Below are 19849 nucleotides of genomic sequence, written 5' to 3'. Positions count from 1 at the left end.
CGCACCGGAGGGAACCGTTTGCGCACGTGGAACCACATAAGCACGCGGAACGGCTTCGCTCGAAACGGCATGCCGGCGCATCCCATTCACGTTTTCCTTCACACAATTTGAATATCACCATGGTTCCCATTATCCGCTCGCCAAAGCAATCCGACATCACTGCCGCGGCAGCGCCAGCCGTACCTGGCGTCCTGGCACAGATACGACATTGGCCTGTCAGCCAGAGCACCGTCAGTATCTCTGCGATACCAGATTTCGACTGGCCGCAGACGGGAGGGAGCGGCATGGGTCCGCCGGTAATCCAGCATCTCCAGCGCACCGCATACGGTGCGGTGTCGCCGTCCATGCCTCGGGAGGGGTTATCCCGCCAAGGCATGGACGGCGCACTGCCCACCGCAGATCTGCTACTGCTGCAAAGAGTGCTCAAAGCCGCGCCTACAGGCTCTGGCGTGCCTCAAGGGAACGGCCAAGAGGGAAGGCGCATCACCTACCTTGTCACTCTCCCTGAGCTCATTGGCAGGATGGTGCAGATGCCGTCGCAGTGTTCGGTGGACTTAGGCATTGATGCTGCTGGCGTTGTGCGCTTCTGCCACATCAGCGCACTCCAGGAAGAGAAGGTCCTCCGCTTCGAATCCCCGCAAGTTGACGCCGCTACCGGCGACCAGCCCATCGGGGCGGATGCCGTCATGCAGGCAGAGACGACTGCATCACGCAAGCGCAAGGCACCCTGGGTTGCAGAGGAGGAGGTGGGAGACGAGCCCATGTTCGATGCGTCCAGTCTGCCGGGCCATGCGGTTCTTTCAACGCTGCCGGAGCCGAGAGGTACACAATGCAGCAGCTCAGGCTCTGCGGAACAATTTTTGAACCAGCGCAGCAGGCTGCGCGATCGCACCGATCGTAGCGTTGTCGGTGCAGAGTGGGCGGGCAACGGCGATGGTGTTCCCGTGCTGACGAGACAGGAACGGCAGCGTATTTGGTTGGCGTATCCGCGCCCCAAGGGGGAGAAGAACATGGCTTACGCGCGGCGGCTGCACGCGGCCGGCCAACGGGGCGAGGCCGGGGCGATGGTCGATGGCGAACGGCTTAGCATCGAGCAGCTGGCACGCCTGTCGGGCGCAACGGAAGCCAATCTGCGCCTGGATCCGCAGCTGCAGGGGCTGCCGCCGGAACTGGAACCTATCCGATTGGCATATCCGCGCCGAGAAGGGGAGAACCACATGGCTTACGCGCGGCGGCTGCACGCGGCCGGCCAACGGGGCGAGGCCGGGGCGATGGTCGATGGCGAACGGCTTAGCATCGAGCAGCTGGCGCGCCTGTCGGGCGCAACGGAAGCCAGTCTGCGCCAGGATCCGCAGCTGCAGGGACTGCCGCCGGAACTGGAACCTATCCGATTGGCATATCCGCGCCGAGGAGGGGAGAACCACATAGCTTACGCGCGGCGGCTGCACGCGGCCGGCCAACGGGGCGAGGCCGGGGCGATGGTCGATGGCGAACGGCTTAGCATCGAGCAGCTGGCACGCCTGTCGGGCGCAACGGAAAGCCATCTGCGCCAGGATCCGCAGCTGCAGGGACTGCCGCCGGAACTGGAACCTATCCGATTGGCATATCCGCGCCGAGGAGGGGAGAACCACATAGCTTACGCGCGGCGGCTGCACGAGGCCGGCCAACGGGGCGAGGCCGGGGCGATGGTCGATGGCGAACGGCTTAGCATCGAGCAGCTGGCGCGCCTGTCGGGCGCAATGGAAGCCAATCTGCGCCTGGATCCGCAGCTGCAGGGACTGCCGCCGGAACTGGAACCTATCCGATTGGCATATCCGCACCGAGGAGGGGAGAACCACATAGCTTACGCGCGGCGGCTGCACGAGGCCGGCCAACGGGGCGAGGCCGGGGCAATGGTCGATGGCGAACGGCTTAGCATCGAGCAGCTGGCGCGCCTGTCGGGCGCAACGGAAGCCAATCTGCGCCTGGATCCGCAGCTGCAGGGACTGCCGCCGGAACTGGAGCCTATCCGATTGGCATATCCGCGCCGAGGAGGGGAGAAGAACATGGCTTACGCGCGGCGGCTGCACGCGGCCGGCCAACGGGGCGAGGCCGGGGCGATGGTCGATGGCGAACGGCTTAGCATCGAGCAGCTGGCACGCCTGTCGGGCGCAATGGAAGCCAATCTGCGCCTGGATCCGCAGCTGCAGGGGCTGCCGCCGGAACTGGAACCTATCCGATTGGCATATCCGCGCCCCAAGGGGGAGAACAACATGGCTTACGCGCGGCGGCTGCACGCGGCCGGCCAACGGGGCGAGGCCGGGGCGATGGTCGATGGCGAACGGCTTAGCATCGAGCAGCTGGCACGCCTGTCGGGCGCAACGGAAGCCAGTCTGCACCAGGATCCGCAGCTGCAGGGACTGCCGCCGGAACTGGAACCTATCCGATTGGCATATCCGCGCCGAGGAGGGGAGAAGAACATGGCTTACGCGCGGCGGCTGCACGCGGCCGGCCAACGGGGCGAGGCCGGGGCGATGGTCGATGGCGAACGGCTTAGCATCGAGCAGCTGGCGCGCCTGTCGGGCGCAACGGAAACCAAGCTGCGTTGGAAAGGTGGCCTGAAATAGCAGGCTCGCACCGGAGGGAACCGTTTGCGCACGTGGAACCACATAAGCACGCGGAACGGCTTCGCTCGAAACGGCATGCCGGCGCATCCCATTCACGTTTTCCTTCACACAATTTGAATATCACCATGGTTCCCATTATCCGCTCGCCAAAGCAATCCGACATCACTGCCGCGGCAGCGCCAGCCGTACCTGGCGTCCTGGCACAGATACGACATTGGCCTGTCAGCCAGAGCACCGTCAGTATCTCTGCGATACCAGATTTCGACTGGCCGCAGACGGGAGGGAGCGGCATGGGTCCGCCGGTAATCCAGCATCTCCAGCGCACCGCATACGGTGCGGTGTCGCCGTCCATGCCTCGGGAGGGGTTATCCCGCCAAGGCATGGACGGCGCACTGTCCACCGCAGATCTGCTACTGCTGCAAAGAGTGCTCAAAGCCGCGCCTACAGGCTCTGGCGTGCCTCAAGGGAACGGCCAAGAGGGAAGGCGCATCACCTACCTTGTCACTCTCCCTGAGCTCATTGGCAGGATGGTGCAGATGCCGTCGCAGTGTTCGGTGGACTTAGGCATTGATGCTGCTGGCGTTGTGCGCTTCTGCCACATCAGCGCACTCGAGAAAGAGAAGGTCCTCCGCTTCGAATCCCCGCAAGTTGACGCCGCTACCGGCGACCAGCCCATCGGGGCGGATGCCGTCATGCAGGCAGAGACGACTGCATCACGCAAGCGCAAGGCACCCTGGGTTGCAGAGGAGGAGGTGGGAGACGAGCCCATGTTCGATGCGTCCAGCCTGCCGGGCCATGCGGTTCTTTCAACGCTGCCGGAGCCGAGAGGTGCACAATGCAGCAGCTCAGGCTCTGCGGAACAATTTTTGAACCAGCGCAGCAGGCTGCGCGATCGCACCGATCGTAGCGTTGTCGGTGCAGAGTGGGCGGGCAACGGCGATGGTGTTCCCGTGCTGACGAAACAGGAACGGCAGCGTATTTGGTTGGCGTATCCGCGCCCCAAGGGGGAGAACAACATGGCTTACGCGCGGCGGCTGCACGCGGCCGGCCAACGGGGCGAGGCCGGGGCGATGGTCGATGGCGAACGGCTTAGCATCAAGCAGCTGGCGCGCCTGTCGGGCGCAACGGAAGCCAATCTGCGCCTGGATCCGCAGCTGCAGGGACTGCCGCCGGAACTGGAACCTATCCGATTGGCATATCCGCGCCGAGGAGGGGAGAAGAACATAGCTTACGCGCAGCGGCTGCACGCGGCCGGCCAACGGGGCGAGGCCGGGGCGATGGTCGATGGCGAACGGCTTAGCATCGAGCAGCTGGCGCGCCTGTCGGGCGCAACGGAAGGCCATCTGCACCAGGATCCGCAGCTGCAGGGACTGCCGCCGGAACTGGAACCTATCCGATTGGCATATCCGCGCCGAGAAGGGGAGAACAACATGGCTTACGCGCGGCGGCTGCACGCGGCCGGCCAACGGGGCGAGGCCGGGGCGATGGTCGATGGCGAACGGCTTAGCATCGAGCAGCTGGCGCGCCTGTCGGGCGCAACGGAAAGCCATCTGCGCCTGGATCCGCAGCTGCAGGGACTGCCGCCGGAACTGGAGCCTATCCGATTGGCATATCCGCGCCGAGGAGGGGAGAAGAACATGGCTTACGCACGGCGGCTGCACGAGGCCGGCCAACGGGGCGAGGCCGGGGCGATGGTCGATGGCGAACGGCTTAGCATCAAGCAGCTGGCGCGCCTGTCGGGCGCAACGGAAACCAAGCTGCGCCAGGATCCGCAGCTGCAGGGACTGCCGCCGGAACTGGAACCTATCCGATTGGCATATCCGCGCCGAGGAGGGGAGATGAACATAGCTTACGCGCGGCGGCTGCACGCGGCCGGCCAACGGGGCGAGGCCGGGGCGATGGTCGATGGCGAACGGCTTAGCATCGAGCAGCTGGCACGCCTGTCGGGCGCAACGGAAGCCAGTCTGCGCCTGGATCCGCAGCTGCAGGGACTGCCGCCGGAACTGGAACCTATCCGATTGGCATATCCGCGCCGAGAAGGGGAGAACCACATAGCTTACGCGCGGCGGCTGCACGAGGCCGGCCAACGGGGCGAGGCCGGGGCGATGGTCGATGGCGAACGGCTTAGCATCGAGCAGCTGGCACGCCTGTCGGGCGCAACGGAAGCCAGTCTGCGCCAGGATCCGCAGCTGCAGGGACTGCCGCCGGAACTGGAACCTATCCGATTGGCATATCCGCGCCGAGGAGGGGAGAACAACATAGCTTACGCGCGGCGGCTGCACGCGGCCGGCCAACGGGGCGAGGCCGGGGCGATGGTCGATGGCGAACGGCTTAGCATCGAGCAGCTGGCGCGCCTGTCGGGCGCAACGGAAGCCAATCTGCGCCTGGATCCGCAGCTGCAGGGGCTGCCGCCGGAACTGGAACCTATCCGATTGGCATATCCGCGCCGAGAAGGGGAGAACCACATGGCTTACGCGCGGCGGCTGCACGCGGCCAGCCAACGGGGCGAGGCCGGGGCGATGGTCGATGGCGAACGGCTTAGCATCGAGCAGCTGGCGCGCCTGTCGGGCGCAACGGAAAGCCATCTGCGTTGGAAAGGTGGCATGAAATAGCAGGCTCGCACCGGAGGGAACCGTTTGCGCACGTGGAGGTCGGCTGAAAAAAGTGTATGCCAACGTTTCGTAGAATTGAGAAACGGAGACATAGATGAATCGAATGCCGAAAGCGCGTTACACAAAGGAAGTTCGGGAGGAAGCTGTAAAGCTGGCGGAGGCAGTTGTGGCGTCAGAGGCATCGCGACGACTGTCGATCCCTCTCAAGACATTGACGAACTGGTTGCGAATATCGAAGGCAGGCAAGCTTGAAGAGATTGACCGAAATCAGAAGCTGCAGACCGAATTGGAAACGGAACTGCAGCGGGTCAAGCGGGAGCTGGCTGGAGATATTTCTTTATAAACCAGTCCGGCCAGGCTGGAATCCGCATGAATGCTAGGGGTGGCTACCGTCGTAAATTGCATGGAAATCAAAAGGACCCCTGGCAGCTTTCCATCATCGCCTGCAGATTGCGCTTGAATTTTTCGTCGTCGCCGCTTGCGTCAAAGAATGCATGAGGATCGCTCATTGCCGCGGAGGAAAAGCATTCCTCGACAATCGCATCATAGGGCGGCGCCGCATAGGTAAACGGACGCACCACGACGTTTTGCATGTACAGGAAGTTGTCCTGGGTATCAATCGCCACCGGCGTATGCTGGTTGTGCCAGATATCCAGCCAGGCTTCGGGTGTGAGCCGCGGCGGCCGCTTCAGGAAGGCCAGTTGTGCAAAACCAGCGGTACGCTCGCCGGGCATCGGCGGGAACCGCGTATTCCCTGATGCCGGTTCCGGCATCAGGGGACGGTTTTCCCGACTATCTGAACGCCAGCATGTCGATAAACGACACGCCATTTTCGCCAACGATGCGGAATGCGGCAGGCGCGTATTCCCCGGCCTTGATTGCATAACCCTGATAGGTCCCGTCCGCCGTGCCGCAGCCGTTCAGCGTGACCGTGAGCGGCAATGCGCCGACGATAGACGATGTACGCTGGATGCTGCCGGTGAGGCCGCATTTGGCAGATCCAGCGGACACCGCGCCATCGGCCGATACCGTAAAGCCGGCAACGGTATTGTCGCGGTTGATCGCCATATGGCTGCCGGCCAGATCGGCCAGTGTGATGGCCTTGACCTTCACCGGGACTGCGCTGCCCGGAACGGCGCGGACTTCCAGCGCGGACCCGGCTGCCGGCACCCTGCGTACCGCGTTGCCCTTGACCTCGTAATAGGCTGCGGCAGGACGCAGATCGTCGTTTTCGATCAACATGACGCCATTGCCGTCGCTGCCGATGAAGGATTCGCCGAAAGTACCCGCAGGATCGCCCTCGATCAGCATGGCGCTTGAGCCGGCCGTTGTCGTCCCGGACAAGGCGACGCTATTCGGGTTGTCATTCCCGCCGCCGCAAGCGGCCAGTGCAAGCAGTGCTCCCGCGCACAATATGAATCGTGAATTCATGGACGGCCTCACTTGGCAAGGTTGTTCAGCTTGAGGCGTATCGCCGCTTCCGGCGCACGATCGGCCTGGTGGTTCACGCTGATTACCGAAACTGCAACCGCGCCCGATTTCACGACATTCTGTTCCGACGTCGGGTCGGTATCGGTGAGCATGATCACGTTCGCAGGCGGCGTGCCGCCGATATACAGCGTCACGCCCGGCAACGGCGGCGCGCCGCCCGGAATGTAGCTGTTGGCCATCGCATCCTTGGACAGATCGGGAACGAAGAAGGGCATCGCGCTGCTGGCAATGCCTTCCTTGCTGAACTTGATCGGCAGATTTGCCGCAGCGCCCTTGGCGAACTTCGGCATGTTGACATTCAGCCCGATCCCATCGGGCAGCAGTTTTCCGCCTGCAACGCTCTTTTGCTTGTCGAGCTCATTCACCAACCGCACCACGATATCGGCGTTTTCATATTCCACATCGCCGGCAACCAGTTTGTCGTGGGAGCGATACGAGGTCGGCGCCTCGGCGCTGGCGGCAATTGCCGGAACGCCGCGATTGATCGCTATCAGGGCGGCATTGACCGTACCCGAGCCATTGTTGATGATGCCGGTATTGTTGCCGTAGTTGATGCCGGACACCAGCAGATCGGGAGCCTTGCCCCATTTTCTTTGCGCTGCCACGTCGATGCCGTATAACGCGCTGGCGACCGGCGTGCTGTCGACGTAATGCACGTCGGCGTCGCTTGCCAGGGTGCCAATGCCAGGCGCACCTGCCTTGACGGCGCCCGCACGCGAATCCTTCGTCATGGTCGTGACCGGCCGCAGGAAGTTGAGCGCGCCGCCCTGGCCGCTGCTGTCTGCCGTCGGGGCGGAAATGATGACGCTATGTCCCGCCGCCTTCAGGCGCTGATACAACGCATGGATGAACGATGCCTCGAAGCCATCATCGTTGGTGATGACGATATTCAGTGCTTGGGCGGGTGCCGCGATGGCGAGCGCCAGGGACAGTCCCAGGATGGATGACGGCTTGGGTATACGCATTGGTGATCTCCTAGATGTAAAAGTTTTTATCTGCTTCTCTTGTATCTCTGGCACGTAGCCTTCGATAAAAGCGGTGTTGTTTCTTTTGCAGAATCGCCATCACTCATCGATCCATGGTTGTGACTTCCGATTCTGCCGAAATGGAAACAACTGCTTGATGCTTTCATTGAATGTGTACGGAGGCATCGTCTGAAAAGACTAGAAAGCATCTTTCCTCGTTTTCGGGTTGCCGCAATGTTGGCGGGGGCACGTCCCTTAAAGTACAGCTTGTTGTATCCCGTCGTTCCCGCGCAGGCAGGAACCCATAAGCCGGTAATTCAGCGTAAAAAAATTAAGAACGTCGGATCACTAGTCCATTTAAACGATGTTCTGCAATAACCGAGATTCGATACTGAACGCTCGAACCGGCAAGATCGTCATGTGTGCAAACGCAAGGCCATCCGTGACCGGGTAAAAAAATCAAAAAACCGATCGGGTTCAACAACGAGGAGGACAGAGGTATGAAGCGTATTCAACAGGTCAAAGCACCATTGCGTTTGCGAGGCATTGCCGAGGCCGTGCTGGTGATGGCATGCGCGCCATCGGCGTTTGCCGCCGCTACGGTACAAATCGGCGACAACACCAGTTTCGATTATGGCGCGACCGTCAGTTACGGCGTCGGCGTCCGGGCCAAATCGCCATCGGATGCACTGATCAATGGACCAGTGGGCGCAGCCGGTTTGCCGACCACCATCAATAGCGATGACGGAGATCGCAACTTCAAGCGTCACAGTTTGACCACGAATCGCATGAGTGTCCTGCTCGAAGGCCATCTTAAGCACGACAACGTCGGTCTGTTCGTCCGCGGCAGCGCGTTCTACGACAGCGTCTACAATCGCGGCAACGACAATAACTCGCCCGGCACCGTTAACAAATCGGGGCCGTTCAATGAATTCACATCCGGCGCGCGCGACTATGAGGGCCGACGCGCGCGCTTGCTCGACGCCTATCTGTATGGCAACTTCAATGCCGGCGACAGCAAGGTCAATCTGCGTGCCGGTAACCATGTGGTGCAATGGGGCGAATCGCTGTACTTCCCGAATATTGCCGGTGCCCAGGCACCGGCCGACGCGACCAAGGCCAATGTGCCGGGTGCGGAGGTCAAGGACATTCTATTGCCTAGCGGGCAGGTTTCCGGCCAATGGTCGCTCTCCGACAACGTCAGCTTGCTCGGCTATTACCAGTACCAGTACCGGCCAACCGAGTTGTCACCGGCAGGCAGTTATTTCAGTTTTGCCGACATGCTCGGACCTGGCGCCGATCGCATTTACACGCTGGCGAATCCACTGCTGATGAGCCCGGCAACCGCCGGCCTGCCAGGCTTGCCGACCGCCTTGACCGCCGTGCGCGGCCCCGACATCCGTCCGAAGGATAGCGGGCAATGGGGTATCGGCAGCCGCTTCCGCATCAGCGACAGAACCGAGCTGGGCGCGTATCACCTGCGCTATCACGACAAGAATCCGAGCGTCGTGACCAATCTCGGTGTCGCCACGCTCTATCCGGGCAATGCCGCGTTCGGCATTCCGCCGATTACTTCCGCAGTGCTGCCGCCGCAATTCCAGGCGCTGCCGGTCGGTTACCAGGTCAAGTATTTCGACAATATCAAGCTCACCGGCGTCAGCTTCTCGACGCAGCTGGAAGGCATCAGCCTGGCGGGCGAAGTCAGCTATCGCGACGGCGCGCCCGTGCTGGTCGACACCTTGCTCGGACCGACGGCGACCCGCTCGAAGTCGTGGCAGGGACAGGTGTCAGCGATACAGACTTTCGAAAAAACGCCGCTGGCCGACGCGATGACGCTGGTCGGCGAGATTGGCGTGCACCGGGTCAGCAGCGTGGAAGCAGTAGACATGGCCGGCATGCGCTTTAACCAGTTGAGCAACAGCAGATCCTCATGGGCTTATGCGATCGCATGGACACTCAACTACAACAACGTGTTCAACGGCTGGGATATGGCAGTGCCGATCACTTTCCAGCACCTGGTCAACGGCGTGCCTGCCGTGGCCGCCAGCTTCGGCAGCCTGACCGGAGAGGGCGACAAGCGTTTGAGCGTCGGCACCACGTTCAAGTATCTGAACAACCTGGAAATCGGTCTTTCCTATAACGCATTCCTCGGCAGCGCCGATGCGAGATTGCGCCCGCTGGCCGACCGCGATTATCTCGCGCTCAGCGCCAAGTACAGCTTTTGATGCAACAGTTTCAGATTTGGGCTTCACGATTGTTTAACCCTATTCGAGAAAGAGGATGCACATGAAACCATTGCTATATAAAGTCGCGCTACCTGCATTGACAGCGACTGCACTGATGATCGCGGCGCCGGTTTCGGCGAAGCTGAGCGCGGACGAGATCAAGACGCTGAGCACCACGTTGACACCGATGGGCGCCGAGCGCGAAGGCAACAAGGACGGTTCCATTCCGCCATACTCCGGCAAATGGCTGGGTGTGCCGCCCGGTATCACTTATGGCGGCACCGGCAAGCACCAGCCGGACCCGTATGCGAATGAAAAACCGCTGTTCGTGATCACCGCGCAAAACATCGCGCAATACGCGGATCGCTTGAGCGAAGGGCAAAAGGCGCTGTTCAAGAAATATCCCGAGACCTTTCGCATGCCGGTCTATGCTAGCCATCGCGACTTCCGCTATGCCGACAAGGTGTATGCGCACATAAAGGAAAATGCGGCACAGGCAGAGGTCACCGATGGAGGCCTCGGCGTCAAAGGCGTGTTCGGCGGTCCGGCGTTTCCGATTCCCAAGAACGGTATCGAACTGTTGTGGAGCATGCTGTCGTCGCCGAAGGCATTCAATGAAATGGCGACCTATGACCAGGCGGTGGTTTACCCCGATGGCAATATCGCGTGGGGCAGGGTCGACTACAAGATCTTTGCCGGCGTGTACGACTTGAACACGGCGCGCAAGGACTGGGACGGCAAGTCTGACCATTTCAACGTTCTTACGTTGTTGCCGGAGCGCGAAAAAGGCAGCATTATCGTCGGCCATGGCTATTGGGATTATGTCAATCATCCGCGCCAGGCATGGCAATACAATCCGGGCACGCGCCGCGTGCGGCAATTGCCGAGCTTCGGTTTCGACATGCCGCAAGGTCCGGGCGGTTTCCGCACCGTCGATGATGACCGTCTGTTCAATGGTTCGCCGGAACGCTATGACTGGAAGGTCATCGGCAAGAAGGAAGTCTATATCCCGTATCACGCCTACAAGATCAACGATCCAAAGCTGAAGTACAGCGATATGCTACCCAAGGGGCATATCAATCCGGACGTGATGCGCTACGAATTGCATCGGGTGTGGGTGCTGGAAGCGAATCTGAAACCGGGCGTGCGCCATCAGTATGCGAAACGCGTGTTTTACATCGACGAGGATAGCTGGAATCCGGTACTGGTAGATAACCATGACGCGCGCGGCCAGTTATGGCGCGTCGGCATGGTCAACTTCTACTACGCGTATGACCTGCAAGGCTATCAGGCCGGCGTCTCGCTATATCACGACCTGCTGTCGGGCGTGTATATGGCGGACCGTTTGATCAACGAGCAAAAGGGCCCGCCGCGCATCAACAGCGGCGAGCTGGATCCATCGCAATTCACGCCGGATGCGGCGCGCCAAAAAGGCCTATAGACCGATAACCATTGCGGCGCCGGATGCATCCGGCGCCGTTTTAGTTGCAAACAAGCCGGTCGTTCAATCCCAAGTCCGAGATGAAAGGAGTACGGCGATGTCGATCGCGGTGCTGGAGGCGCGCGTGCGCGCGCTGGAAGATCTGGAAGCCATACGTACGCTGAAGGCGCATTATTTCTTGAGTTGCGACCGCAAGGATCCGCAGGCGGTCGCTGCCTGCTTCATGCCCGGCGAAGTGTTGATCGATTATGGCGCGATCGGTGTGTTTCACCATCGCGACGAGCTGGTCGAACTGTTTACCCGGATGGCTTGCCATGAACATATCGTCGAAATGCATCATGGCGTCAATCCATGCATCACGGTGGCCGACGACAGTCATGCACACGGCACCTGGGGATTGTTCTATCACCAGATCAATACGCGCGAACGTACCGTCACGCAGCTCGGTGCCTACTATGAAGACGATTACCGCAAGCTCGATGGCGCCTGGAAGATCGCCAATACGCGCTGCGTGGTGACATCGACCCTGGTGAGCGAACTGTCCGAAGGACTCGAAAAGATTGTATTCGCCGGCCGTCGATTCTCACCACAGGAGCGGGCATGACAGAATCCGTGGAACAACAGCTCGTTTCCGGTCAAACCTGGGATGCCTTCTGCGACATCCTGAAACGCGCCGGCCAGCAAATACTGCGGCCGGAAGCGCCGAACGACGCCTTCAACCGCGCCGAGGGCTTTCGCTATCTCAGCCGGTTGATGCGCATCGCACTGGAAATGCATGTCGAGTACGCGGACCCGGACTTCCCCGGCTTCCTGATCCCGTCGCATGAAACCGCGAAGATCGGCGCAGACAACCCCGATAATCTTTACCAGTATGCGCGGCTGAACGGCCACAACGACTATCTGGTGCGCGGACATCGCGGCAGCGTGGCATACCTGAGCTTCGGTAGCCAGAAAGGCGGTTACGAAACCGACGGCAGGATGACGCAAACCGGATTCATCGACACCCAGCATATGCAGTTCGATGCGGACGGCAATTTCGAGCTGACACTGAGCCAGACGCAGGCGGCAGGCAACTGGTTGCCGCTGGAAGCCGACAGCAATGCGCTGGTGGTGCGCCAGACTTTCCTCGACCGCAATAATGAAAAGCTGGCGCGGCTGAGCATCGAGCGTATCGACTCGGATCAGAAGCCGCAGCCACTCGATCCGCTGAAGCTGCATGGCGGCTTGCTGAAAGCGGCCCACTTCGTCGAAAACACCGCAAAACTGTTTGCCGACTGGGCGAACGGCTACCAGTCCCATCCGAATCAGCTTCCGCCGGCGAACCAGGCCGTGTGCCAGGCGGTCGGCGGCGATCCGAATATTTTCTATTACCACTCGTACTGGTCGCTGCAGGACGACGAAGCCTTGCTGATCGAAATCGAACGCATCCCGGATTGCCGCTTCTGGAACCTGCAAATCAATAACTACTGGATGGAATCGCTCGACTACCGCTACCACCGCATAGGCATCAACAAGCATGGCGCGCAGCTAGACGCGCGGGGCGGCGTCACGCTGGTGCTGTCACATACGGATCCGGGACTGCCGAACTGGCTGGAAACAGCCGGCCATCGCGTCGGCACGATGTGCATGCGTTGGGTCGATGCGAAAGAACATGTGCATCCGACGACGCGCGTGGTCAAGCTGTCGGACCTGAAAAGGAAAGGCGAACATGACTGATAACCGCAAGTTCGACATGAATGTACTGATGATGCAGGCGACGGCGCACAGCGGCGGCTTGAGCGACTTCGGCGATGCGCATTTTCGGCCCGCGCTGCACATGATGCTGGCTTCGCTGGATCGTGACGCGCGGCTGTCGGAACAGGGGCGGTCCTTATTGCAGCAACGACTGGTGGAGTTGCTAAGCAATCGCCTGCAGGTCGAAGCCTATTGCAAGCGCCATCCCGACATCCTCGATGAAGTGATTGTGCAGCCGGTGGTGATCGTCGGCCTGCCGCGTACCGGCACCACGTTGCTGCAACGCATCCTCGCCCGCGATCCGCGCTTTTATTCGCTTGCGTGGTGGGAAAGCCGTCATCCGGTGCCGCAATCCGAGGTTGCGCCCGATTCTCCCGACCCGCGTATCGCACAGGCCAGGGCAGAGGTCGAGATGATGATTGCGGCGATGCCGCAGCTGCTGTCCATCCATCCGCTCGATGCCGAACAGGCAGATGAAGAAGTGATGCTGATGGAGCACACTTTCTTCGGCGCGATGGACGCGTATGCAAACGTGTCTTCCTATACGGCGTGGCGTGAGGGGCAGGACTATGCACCTGCCTATACCTACCTGAAAAAACTGCTGCAGTTCATGCAGTGGCAAAAAAAGCGGCGCGGGATGCATGCGGAGCGCTGGGTGCTGAAGACGCCGCATCACTTGCACGCGATGCCGGCACTGTTCAAACTATTTCCAGACGTGCGCGTGATTCAGACCCATCGCGATCCGCTGCAAACCATTCCTTCGCTGGCGAGCTTCGTGCATACGCTGTGGCGCATCTATAGTGACCATGCCGATGCGGCGACGGCAGGACAGCAATGGAATCGCCAGTTTGCACGCAGCCTGCGGCACACGATGCAGTTTCGCGATGCATTGCCTGAGCCGCGTTTTTTCGATGTCGCTTACATCGATACGGTCAAGCAGCCGATGGACGTGGTGCGGGCCATCTATGCGTTTCTCGGCATGCCACTGACGGACGGCGTGGAAGCATTAATGCGGCAATGGCTGACGCACAACGCCCGCGATCAGCGCGCGCCGCATGATTATTCGGTGGCGCAGTTCGGCCTCAGCAACGCGCAGCTTGAGCAAGACTATCTCGAGTATCGCGCACGCTACCTGGAGCAGGGCAATATCCGTTCCCATTAAAAATAACAGCAGGAGACAAACAGCATGCTTTTGAAAGACAAGGTGATTATCGTGTCCGGCATCGGTCCGGGCCTCGGCGTCAAGCTCGCGGTTGAGGCGGCGCGCGAAGGCGCACGCGCGGTGGCGATCGCCGCGCGTACCGCCGCCAAGCTGGACGATGCGGAACGCCGCATCTACGCACTTGGCAGTGACTGCGAAGTGCTGAAGGTGGTAACCGACATTACCGACCGCGCCCAATGCAAGCGACTGGTCGATAAGACGGCGGCGCGTTTCGGCCGTATCGATGGCTTGCTCAACAGTGCTTTTACGCACGGCAATTTTCCTGAACCGATCGAATCGGCTGATCTGGAGGTATGGCGCTCGGTATTCGATATCAATCTGTTCGGCACAATGACGCTGACGCAGGAAGTGCTGCCGCAAATGAAAGTTCAGGGCAGCGGCGCAATTGCAATGATCAATACGGCCGCGGCGCGCCGGCCGTTTCCCGGTGAATCCGGTTATGCGGCGTCCAAGGGCGCATTGGCGGTAGCCGTCAAATACCTGGCGAAGGAACTTGGTCCGCATGGCATTCGCGTTAACAATATTTTCATGGGCTGGATGTGGGGCGAGCCGGTACAAGGCTACATCAAGCGTTCCGCCGCCGAGTATCAAATGCCGGAAGAGCAATTGATCGCGCCCATCGTTGCCAACATCGCACTCGGCCGCATCCCGACCGACGACGATTGCGCGAAGGCGGCGCTGTTCCTTGTTTCCGACTATGCCAATGCCGTCAGCGGCGCGTCGCTCGACGCGAACGGTGGCGAGTACATGGGCTGAACCATTTACCAACGCAGGAGAATCGGCATGTGCAAGGCAGAAAATCTCGTTACTTCGGTCAAGGTGGAAATCAACGCTCCCGCATCGCTGGTGTGGGATGTCCTGATGGATCTTGCCAGTTACCCGCAATGGAATCCGTATACGGTGCGGGTCGAATCGTCGCTGCAACTGGGCGAGCCGGTCAATCTGTATCTGCCCGATCCGACGCGTCCGGGCGAACATCTTCACGTGGTCGAAACATTGGTCGCATTTGAGCCGCATGCATTGCTGTCATGGGAAATGCGGCCGACCGCGCAATCGAAGGATGCGGCACGGCGCGACCAGTATATCGAGGCCATGGGCGAGGACCATTGCGTGTATTACACCACCGATATTTTTCTCGGATTGAATGCTGATGCCACGATGAAGAATTTCGGAGCGTGGGTAAAGCAGGGCTTCGACGCGGTGGCACTCGGCGTGAAACAGCGCGCGGAATTGCTGTATGCCGCACAGCGGACAAGAGGCAAGCACGAGTTTGTATAACAGCCTCTCGCGCTACTCTCCGTCGTCGTCGCGAAAGCGTACTGGTGTCCGGAATAATCTAAGCAAGATATCAAAAGTTTTTTGACACGGAGCACGGCTCCCCTCTCCTGCAAGCGGGAGAGGGGCGGGGGTGAGGGAGCTTCCAATATCTCATGCGGTCTTGACATATCCCCTCATCCCCCGCCCTTCTCCCGCCTGCGGGAGAAGGGTGCCGAACCGAGCTCGATAAACCGGATCGGCGAAATGTCAAAAGACTTTTGACCACCCGCTTAGTTGACAACGCATGAGAAGCTGACAGGCACTGGTGCGGGGATGACAAACCGGAGTTCTAACGCTTAGCAAAGCAGGCGTCGAACCTGTCTGTAAAGCGTTCAACATCGGCCTCCGGCAAGTGATTGATCCCGCCAGCCGTTTTCCGGCCGCCACCGGTCTCGAAAGTGCGGCAGAAATCCGCCGCACTGGACGCGCTATGCGCCGGCACCCGCACACTGACCGTATACCCGCCGCCTGATTTCGGTGACAGAATCGCAAGCGCATTGTCTGGATCAGTCTGCATCCGTTCATTCGCCAATACGCCGATGGCACGCCGGGCCCATGGCGCATTCGGCAATACCAGCATGGTTGCACCCGGCAACTGGTGCGCCGGCGAAAGATCGCGCGTCCGTTCCATGTCGTCGCGATACCCCGCCGTGAGCCGAACATAGGCTTCCGAGCATGCGGCAAATTCCAGCGGATCAGCGAACGGCATCATCTGCTGTGCCAGCTCGACGGGATCGATATGCAGGTCGGCGATGGTTTCGCCATACGCGTTGTAGTTCAGGCAGGTGCCCAGCATCTGCAAGGTCGATGCCGCCGCGTTCCCAAGACCGGCATCGCGCGCCATGGCAGCAGCGACCGTGCCAAGGTTATCGCCGAAAGCAGCGGTGATCGCCCACATACGATGGCGTCCGGCCAGATAATGATCGACCAGGATACTGGTGCAGACCTCCGCGCGCTCGTCGATGCAGGCCATCAAGGCCGGATGCTCAGGCAATTCGCCCGCATGATGGTGATCGAAATAGCGTACCGATGCGCCGGCATCAAGCAACCGCAGTAAGTCACCACGATTCTGGTCGAGTGAAATATCGAGCGCGGTGACGGTGTCGCCGGCCTCTGCATCAACCCGTCTCAGCAGTTGAATATCGCGCTTGACGCCGGTAACCAGGCGAACTTCCTGCGGATCGGCGAGCCGCAGTTGCTGCAGTGCGCACAGGCCGTCCGCATCGCCATTGAAAGCGTAAAAATGCGTCATATCACGCCACGCTCGGTCAAATGTTGGATAACCAGTTCCGCCGCCTGATCCGGAGAATGGGCGGTCGTATCGATCCGGATTTCCGCACACTCAGGTGCTTCGTAAGGCGAATCGATCCCGGTGAAGTTCTTTAGTTCGCCACGGCGTGCTTTTTTATACAAGCCTTTCGGATCGCGCTGTTCCGCTACGGAGATCGGAGTATCGACGAAGATCTCGACAAACTCGTCCTGTTCGACCAGTTCGCGCGCCATCCTGCGTTCGGCGCGGAATGGCGAAATGAACGACACCAGCACGATCTGCCCCGCATCGACCATCAGCCGCGCTACTTCGCCAACGCGCCGGATATTCTCGACCCGGTCAGCATCCGAAAAACCGAGATCCTTGTTCAGCCCGTGCCGCACATTGTCGCCATCGAGCAGGTAGGTGTGTTTGCCGAGCGCATGCAGCTTTTTTTCCACCATGTTGGCCACAGTCGACTTGCCGGCGCCCGACAGACCGGTAAACCACAGCACGCAGGGTTTCTGTCCCTTCAGGCTGGCGTGCGCCTGCTTGTTGACATCGATCGCCTGCCAATGAATGTTTTGTGAACGTCGTAACGCAAAATGCAGAATGCCGGCGCCGACCGTATTATTGGTTAGGCGATCGATCATGATGAAGCTGCCGGTATCCCTGTTTTCGCTATAGGGATCGAATGCGACATGCTGGTCGAAGCTCAGGTTGCAGACGCCGATATCGTTCAAGTCAAGTTTCCGCGCGGCGAGATGTTCGAGCGTGTTGACGTTGATCTTGTACTTTGGCGGAGCGCTTGTCGCTGTCACCGTTTTGGTGCCAATCTTCAGCAGATAGGGGCGCCCGGGCAACATCGGTTCGTCGTTCATCCATATCACCGCCGCTTCAAACTGATCGGCCACACCGGGCAGTGCATTCGGCGACGCCAGGACGTCACCGCGGCTGATGTCGAGTTCGTCTTCAAGTGTAATTGTGATCGACTGGCCGTTTACCGCTTGCGCGAGATCTCCTTCGCTGCTGACGATGCGCGCGACGCGGCTCTCCCGGCCTGACGGCAGTACGCGCAGACGGTCGCCCGGCCGTACGATGCCGCCGGCGACGATGCCGGCATAGCCGCGAAAGTCGAGGTTGGGGCGATTCACCCACTGCACCGGCAGGCGGAATGGCCGCCATTGCGACCCGGCGTCATCGATTTCCACCGTTTCGAGGTAAGACATCAGCGTGGGCCCCTGATACCAGGGCGTGTTGGCGCTGCGTTCGGCGATGTTGTCACCCTTCAGCGCCGACATAGGAATGGTGACGATGTTTTGCAAGCCAAGGGCTTTCGCGAAACTGCGATACTCCGCATCGATGCGGTCGACAACCTCCTTCGCATAGCCAACCATGTCCAGCTTGTTGATGACCAGCGCTATATGCCGAATCCCGACCAGTGACGCCAGATAGCTATGTCGGCGCGTCTGCGTCAGGATACCTTTGCGAGCATCGACCAGGACGATCGCCACATCAGCGGTCGACGCGCCGGTGACCATATTGCGGGTGTACTGTTCATGACCCGGCGTATCTGCCACGATGAACTTGCGCTTGTCGGTCGAAAAGAAGCGGTAGGCGACATCGATGGTAATACCTTGCTCACGTTCGGCGGACAAGCCATCGACCAGCAATGCAAAGTCGAGATCCCCGCCTTGGGTACCCATTTTTTTCGAGTCGGTTTCAAGCTGGCTCAACTGGTCCTCGAACAGCATTTTCGACTCGTACAACATGCGTCCGATCAACGTGCTCTTGCCGTCATCGACGCTGCCGCAGGTAATGAAACGCAGCAGGCTTTTGTGTTCATGCAGTGTCAGGTACTGGTCGATATCTTCGGCGATCAGATCAGATACGTGTGCCATCAGAAATATCCCTCCTGTTTCTTTTTTTCCATTGAACCGGCGGAGTCGTGGTCGATCAGGCGACCCTGGCGTTCGGATGTCCGCGCCAGCAGCATTTCGCGGATGATCGCCGTCAAATTGTCCGCATCGCTTTCGATCGCACCGGTGAGCGGATAGCAGCCCAAGGTACGGAAACGCACTTTCTTCAGCTGCGGCACCTCGCCTTGGCGCAGCGGCATGCGCTCGTCATCCACCATGATCAGTGTACCGTCGCGTTTGACGACCGGACGCTCTTTCGCCAGATACAACGGCACGATCGGGACATTATTCAAACGAATGTACTGCCAAACATCCAGTTCCGTCCAGTTGGAAAGCGGAAATACGCGAATGCTTTCCCCTTTTCGCTTGCGCGCGTTGTAGAGCTTCCAGAGCTCGGGACGCTGCAGCTTCGGATCCCATCGATGCTGTTCGGAGCGTATCGAAAAGATGCGCTCCTTTGCGCGCGACTTTTCTTCGTCGCGCCGCGCGCCGCCGAAGGCCGCGTCGAACCCGTACTTGTCAAGCGCCTGTTTCAAGCCTTCGGTTTTCCATATATCGGTATGCACGGCGGAGCCATGCGTGAATGGATTGATATTCTGACGAACACCTTCGGGGTTGATATGGACAATCAATTCCATGCCGAGCTGTTCCGCCATCGCGTCACGAAACTGGATCATTTCGCGAAACTTCCAGGTGGTATCGACATGTAGCAGCGGGAAGGGCGGTTTGGCGGGATAGAACGCCTTCATCGCAAGATGCAGCATGACGGCACTGTCCTTGCCGATCGAATACAGCATCACCGGCTTTTCACACTCGGAGACGATCTCCCGCATGATGTGGATGCTCTCGGCTTCAAGGCGCTGCAGATGGGTCAACATCGTCTCTCCTTTTCCTGTTGTGTTCGGAATCTTCGCTGTGCAGCGGGCTTTCTCTTTTTATATTTTTTCTCGATGCTACGAAGAGCCGATGCGCAACTCATCGTCCGTCCAGACTATGCGAGGCATGACCGTTCTCCACGACCAAGGCTAGTCCGTTTAAACGATGTTTCGAACAAGTCGAAAACCGATA

General features: G+C 60.0%; 14 protein-coding genes and 2 pseudogenes. 10 read left to right on the top strand and 6 right to left on the bottom strand.

The features are described 5' to 3' along the window. The first annotated feature begins 119 nt into the window (after window positions 1–119). The 3 genes and pseudogenes from D3871_RS28650 to D3871_RS28640 all read left to right on the top strand — a co-directional run. Entirely contained in the window at window positions 120–2606 is a 2487-nt protein-coding gene (locus D3871_RS28650) for a hypothetical protein (protein ID WP_119772507.1), read from the top strand. A gap of 125 nt (window positions 2607–2731) precedes the next feature. Next, window positions 2732–5218 carry a hypothetical protein gene (locus tag D3871_RS28645; protein WP_119772505.1) on the top strand — a complete coding sequence of 829 codons (2487 nt, stop codon included), beginning with the start codon at window positions 2732–2734 and terminating at the stop codon, window positions 5216–5218. 94 nt (window positions 5219–5312) lie between these two features. Continuing rightward, a pseudogene (locus D3871_RS28640) lies at window positions 5313–5543 on the top strand (transposase); the annotation flags it as partial. 100 nt (window positions 5544–5643) lie between these two features. Here D3871_RS28640 and D3871_RS28635 read toward each other — a convergent pair. The 3 genes and pseudogenes from D3871_RS28635 to surE form a co-directional block, all read right to left on the bottom strand. Next, window positions 5644–5970: pseudogene (locus D3871_RS28635) on the bottom strand (EthD domain-containing protein); the annotation flags it as partial. A gap of 40 nt (window positions 5971–6010) precedes the next feature. Continuing rightward, entirely contained in the window at window positions 6011–6649 is a 639-nt protein-coding gene (locus D3871_RS28630) for a hypothetical protein (RefSeq protein ID WP_119772501.1), read from the bottom strand. An 8-nt stretch (window positions 6650–6657) separates the two neighbouring features. Beyond that, window positions 6658–7674, bottom strand: a complete 1017-nt coding sequence (gene surE / locus D3871_RS28625; protein WP_119772499.1) for a 5'/3'-nucleotidase SurE — start codon at window positions 7672–7674, stop codon at window positions 6658–6660. A gap of 500 nt (window positions 7675–8174) precedes the next feature. Between surE and D3871_RS28620 the strand changes: the two genes are divergently transcribed. The 7 genes from D3871_RS28620 to D3871_RS28590 all read left to right on the top strand — a co-directional run bounded on the left by D3871_RS28620 (window position 8175) and on the right by D3871_RS28590 (window position 15574). Next, the gene (locus D3871_RS28620; RefSeq protein ID WP_119772497.1) at window positions 8175–9899 is read left to right on the top strand and encodes a DUF1302 domain-containing protein; all 1725 of its coding nucleotides are present in this window, start codon (window positions 8175–8177) and stop codon (window positions 9897–9899) included. A gap of 55 nt (window positions 9900–9954) precedes the next feature. Beyond that, on the top strand, window positions 9955–11340 hold the full coding sequence (locus D3871_RS28615; protein ID WP_119772496.1) for a DUF1329 domain-containing protein: 1386 nt from the start codon (window positions 9955–9957) through the stop codon (window positions 11338–11340). 97 nt (window positions 11341–11437) lie between these two features. Continuing rightward, window positions 11438–11944: a nuclear transport factor 2 family protein gene (locus D3871_RS28610; RefSeq protein ID WP_119772494.1), complete on the top strand. Its 507-nt coding sequence runs from the start codon at window positions 11438–11440 to the stop codon at window positions 11942–11944. After that, window positions 11941–13056: a DUF1214 domain-containing protein gene (locus D3871_RS28605; RefSeq protein ID WP_119772492.1), complete on the top strand. Its 1116-nt coding sequence runs from the start codon at window positions 11941–11943 to the stop codon at window positions 13054–13056. Before D3871_RS28610 ends, D3871_RS28605 begins: the two co-directional genes overlap by 4 nt. Further along, window positions 13049–14236, top strand: a complete 1188-nt coding sequence (locus D3871_RS28600; protein WP_119772490.1) for a sulfotransferase family protein — start codon at window positions 13049–13051, stop codon at window positions 14234–14236. The genes D3871_RS28605 and D3871_RS28600 overlap by 8 nt, the downstream gene beginning before the upstream one ends. Before the next feature lie 24 nt (window positions 14237–14260). Continuing rightward, window positions 14261–15052 carry an SDR family oxidoreductase gene (locus D3871_RS28595; protein ID WP_119772488.1) on the top strand — a complete coding sequence of 264 codons (792 nt, stop codon included), beginning with the start codon at window positions 14261–14263 and terminating at the stop codon, window positions 15050–15052. A 27-nt stretch (window positions 15053–15079) separates the two neighbouring features. Beyond that, window positions 15080–15574 (top strand): SRPBCC domain-containing protein, encoded by a 495-nt coding sequence (locus D3871_RS28590; RefSeq protein WP_119772486.1) that lies wholly within the window; start codon window positions 15080–15082, stop codon window positions 15572–15574. A 328-nt stretch (window positions 15575–15902) separates the two neighbouring features. Here D3871_RS28590 and D3871_RS28585 read toward each other — a convergent pair whose 3' ends face one another. The 3 genes from D3871_RS28585 to cysD are packed head-to-tail and all read right to left on the bottom strand — an operon-like array spanning window position 15903 to window position 19689. Beyond that, the gene (locus D3871_RS28585; RefSeq protein WP_119772485.1) at window positions 15903–16865 is read right to left on the bottom strand and encodes an acetyltransferase; all 963 of its coding nucleotides are present in this window, start codon (window positions 16863–16865) and stop codon (window positions 15903–15905) included. After that, complete coding sequence (cysN, locus tag D3871_RS28580; protein WP_119772483.1) at window positions 16862–18763, bottom strand: sulfate adenylyltransferase subunit CysN; 1902 nt, start codon at window positions 18761–18763, stop codon at window positions 16862–16864. Before cysN ends, D3871_RS28585 begins: the two co-directional genes overlap by 4 nt. Continuing rightward, window positions 18763–19689: a sulfate adenylyltransferase subunit CysD gene (gene cysD / locus D3871_RS28575; RefSeq protein WP_274381791.1), complete on the bottom strand. Its 927-nt coding sequence runs from the start codon at window positions 19687–19689 to the stop codon at window positions 18763–18765. The genes cysN and cysD overlap by 1 nt, the downstream gene beginning before the upstream one ends. Window positions 19690–19849 lie beyond the last annotated feature (160 nt).

It is taken from the genome of Noviherbaspirillum saxi, assembly GCF_003591035.1.
Classification (GTDB): domain Bacteria; phylum Pseudomonadota; class Gammaproteobacteria; order Burkholderiales; family Burkholderiaceae_D; genus Noviherbaspirillum; species Noviherbaspirillum saxi.
Note: the sequence above shows the minus strand (reverse complement) of the source record. Positions and strands in the feature narration are given on the sequence as shown.

Excerpts from the sequence above, each read along its gene's own strand:
- D3871_RS28650 (WP_119772507.1), top strand. The coding sequence starts at position 120 with ATGGTTCCCATTATCCGCTCGCCAAAGCAATCCGACATCACTGCCGCG.
- D3871_RS28645 (WP_119772505.1), top strand. The coding sequence starts at position 2,732 with ATGGTTCCCATTATCCGCTCGCCAAAGCAATCCGACATCACTGCCGCG.
- D3871_RS28630 (WP_119772501.1), bottom strand. The coding sequence starts at position 6,649 with ATGAATTCACGATTCATATTGTGCGCGGGAGCACTGCTTGCACTGGCC.
- surE (WP_119772499.1), bottom strand. The coding sequence starts at position 7,674 with ATGCGTATACCCAAGCCGTCATCCATCCTGGGACTGTCCCTGGCGCTC.
- D3871_RS28620 (WP_119772497.1), top strand. The coding sequence starts at position 8,175 with ATGAAGCGTATTCAACAGGTCAAAGCACCATTGCGTTTGCGAGGCATT.
- D3871_RS28615 (WP_119772496.1), top strand. The coding sequence starts at position 9,955 with ATGCACATGAAACCATTGCTATATAAAGTCGCGCTACCTGCATTGACA.
- D3871_RS28610 (WP_119772494.1), top strand. The coding sequence starts at position 11,438 with ATGTCGATCGCGGTGCTGGAGGCGCGCGTGCGCGCGCTGGAAGATCTG.
- D3871_RS28605 (WP_119772492.1), top strand. The coding sequence starts at position 11,941 with ATGACAGAATCCGTGGAACAACAGCTCGTTTCCGGTCAAACCTGGGAT.
- D3871_RS28600 (WP_119772490.1), top strand. The coding sequence starts at position 13,049 with ATGACTGATAACCGCAAGTTCGACATGAATGTACTGATGATGCAGGCG.
- D3871_RS28595 (WP_119772488.1), top strand. The coding sequence starts at position 14,261 with ATGCTTTTGAAAGACAAGGTGATTATCGTGTCCGGCATCGGTCCGGGC.
- D3871_RS28590 (WP_119772486.1), top strand. The coding sequence starts at position 15,080 with ATGTGCAAGGCAGAAAATCTCGTTACTTCGGTCAAGGTGGAAATCAAC.
- D3871_RS28585 (WP_119772485.1), bottom strand. The coding sequence starts at position 16,865 with ATGACGCATTTTTACGCTTTCAATGGCGATGCGGACGGCCTGTGCGCA.
- cysN (WP_119772483.1), bottom strand. The coding sequence starts at position 18,763 with ATGGCACACGTATCTGATCTGATCGCCGAAGATATCGACCAGTACCTG.